Source organism: Desulfofundulus sp. (genome assembly GCF_049701015.1).
Taxonomy (GTDB): Bacteria; Bacillota; Desulfotomaculia; order Desulfotomaculales; family Desulfovirgulaceae; genus Desulfofundulus.
Window position 1 is genome coordinate 1 of the sequence record NZ_JBNATZ010000372.1, and the last position, 1,817, is coordinate 1,817.

Annotated in this window: 2 protein-coding genes; both read left to right on the forward strand. The window is 54.2% G+C overall.

Annotated elements, in window-relative coordinates; translation table 11 throughout:
* The first annotated feature begins 1 nt into the window (after position 1).
* A complete protein-coding gene (locus ACPLUI_RS14525; RefSeq protein ID WP_424660953.1) occupies positions 2–784 on the forward strand; it encodes a pyruvate, water dikinase regulatory protein in 783 nt (260 codons plus the stop codon).
* Positions 774–1,817: PEP/pyruvate-binding domain-containing protein (locus tag ACPLUI_RS14530; protein ID WP_424660954.1), on the forward strand; the 1,044-nt coding region annotated here is incomplete at its 3' end. The genes ACPLUI_RS14525 and ACPLUI_RS14530, both read left to right, overlap by 11 nt.

A 1,817-nucleotide genomic window follows, 5' to 3' on the forward strand; every position in this document is an offset into this window, starting at 1 on the left:
CATTGGCGAAACAGGTGAACTGGTGGCCCGGGCGGCGGCCAGCCAGTTCAACTCCGGTATAGGGGATATCCACCGGGTACCCTTTGTGCATGATGCTGAAGAGATTATCGAAATAGTGCAGGAAGCAAGTACCAGGCCAAGTGTTATCGCCTATACGCTGGTTGTGCCGGAGCTCCGGGAGACTCTGGAAAGGGAAGCACGCAAGTACAATATACCTGCGGTGGACATCCTGACTCCCATGCTGGATGCTTTGATCCGGGTGGGGGGTAAAAAACCGAAATTGGAACCCGGTCTGGTCCGCCGTGTCGACGAGGATTATTTCCGCAAGGTGGAAGCAGTCGAATTTGCCGTGAAATACGACGACGGCAAAGACCCCCGGGGAATCCTGCGGGCGGATGTGGTGGTTATCGGCGTCAGCCGGACTTCCAAAACACCACTTTGCATGTACCTCGCCCACAAGGCCATCAAGGCAGCCAATGTTCCTCTGGTCCCCGAGGTTGCGCCACCGGAAGAAATATTCAAATTGCCGCCCCACCGGGTAATAGGTTTGACCATCCAACCCCAGCAACTGAATGAGATCAGGCGGGAACGTTTGAGAGCCCTGGGGCTGGCTTCCCAGGCCAATTACGCCAGCATGGAACGCATACTGCAGGAGCTGGAGTATGCAGAGGAAATCATGCGCAGGGTGAAATGTTCCGTTATTGACGTCACCAACAAGGCGGTGGAGGAAACAGCCAGCCGCGTGCTGGAAATTTATTATAGAGGTGAAAGACATGTCAAGTAAAAAGTATGTGTACCTTTTTGAAGAGGGCCGCGCAGACATGAAAGATCTGCTCGGCGGTAAAGGGGCAAATCTGGCGGAGATGACCAACATCGGACTGCCTGTTCCACCCGGCATGATAATTACCACGGAAGCCTGCAAAGAGTTTTATGTTAATGACCGGCGTTTCCCTCCCGGCATGGAGGAACAGGTGCGTGCAAAAATGCGTATACTTGAGGAAAGAACTGGCAAGTGCTTCGGTGATCCTGCCAATCCCCTGCTGGTGAGTGTTCGTTCCGGTGCCCCCGTTTCCATGCCCGGGATGATGGATACAGTGCTTAACCTGGGGTTGAACGATGAAACGGTGGAAGGTCTGGGCCGGGCTGCTGCTGACCGGCGGTTTGCCTTTGACTGCTACCGCCGTTTCTTGAATATGTTTGGTGATGTGGTGCTGGGCATTGAACATGCCAAATTCGAAAGGATTCTGGAAACTTACAAACAGCGGCGGGGAGTGACCCTGGACCAGGAATTGCCGGCCGGGGATTTGGAACAGGTGGTTGCGGATTACAAGGCGCTGATAGAACGGGAAACCGGACGGTCTTTCCCTCAGGACCCCATGGAGCAACTTTTTATGGCCATCTATGCCGTATTTAATTCCTGGAATAACGACAGGGCTATTGTTTACCGCAGGATCAACAAAATTCCCGATGACCTGGGTACCGCCGTCAACGTTCAGGTGATGGTCTTCGGCAACCTGGGGAATGACTGTGGTACGGGGGTGGCTTTTACCCGGGACCCGGCTACCGGTACAAAAGAGCTTTACGGAGAGTACCTGATCAATGCCCAGGGCGAGGACGTGGTGGCGGGGATTCGGACACCGCGCACCATTTCCGACTTGAAAAAGGAAATGCCCGGTGTCTACCAGCAGTTTGCCTCCATATGCGAACGTCTGGAAAAGCATTACCGGAACATGCAGGATATAGAATTTACCATCGAACGCGGCAAGCTTTACATCCTGCAGACCCGGACAGGTAAACGCACCGCTCAGGCGGCCGTA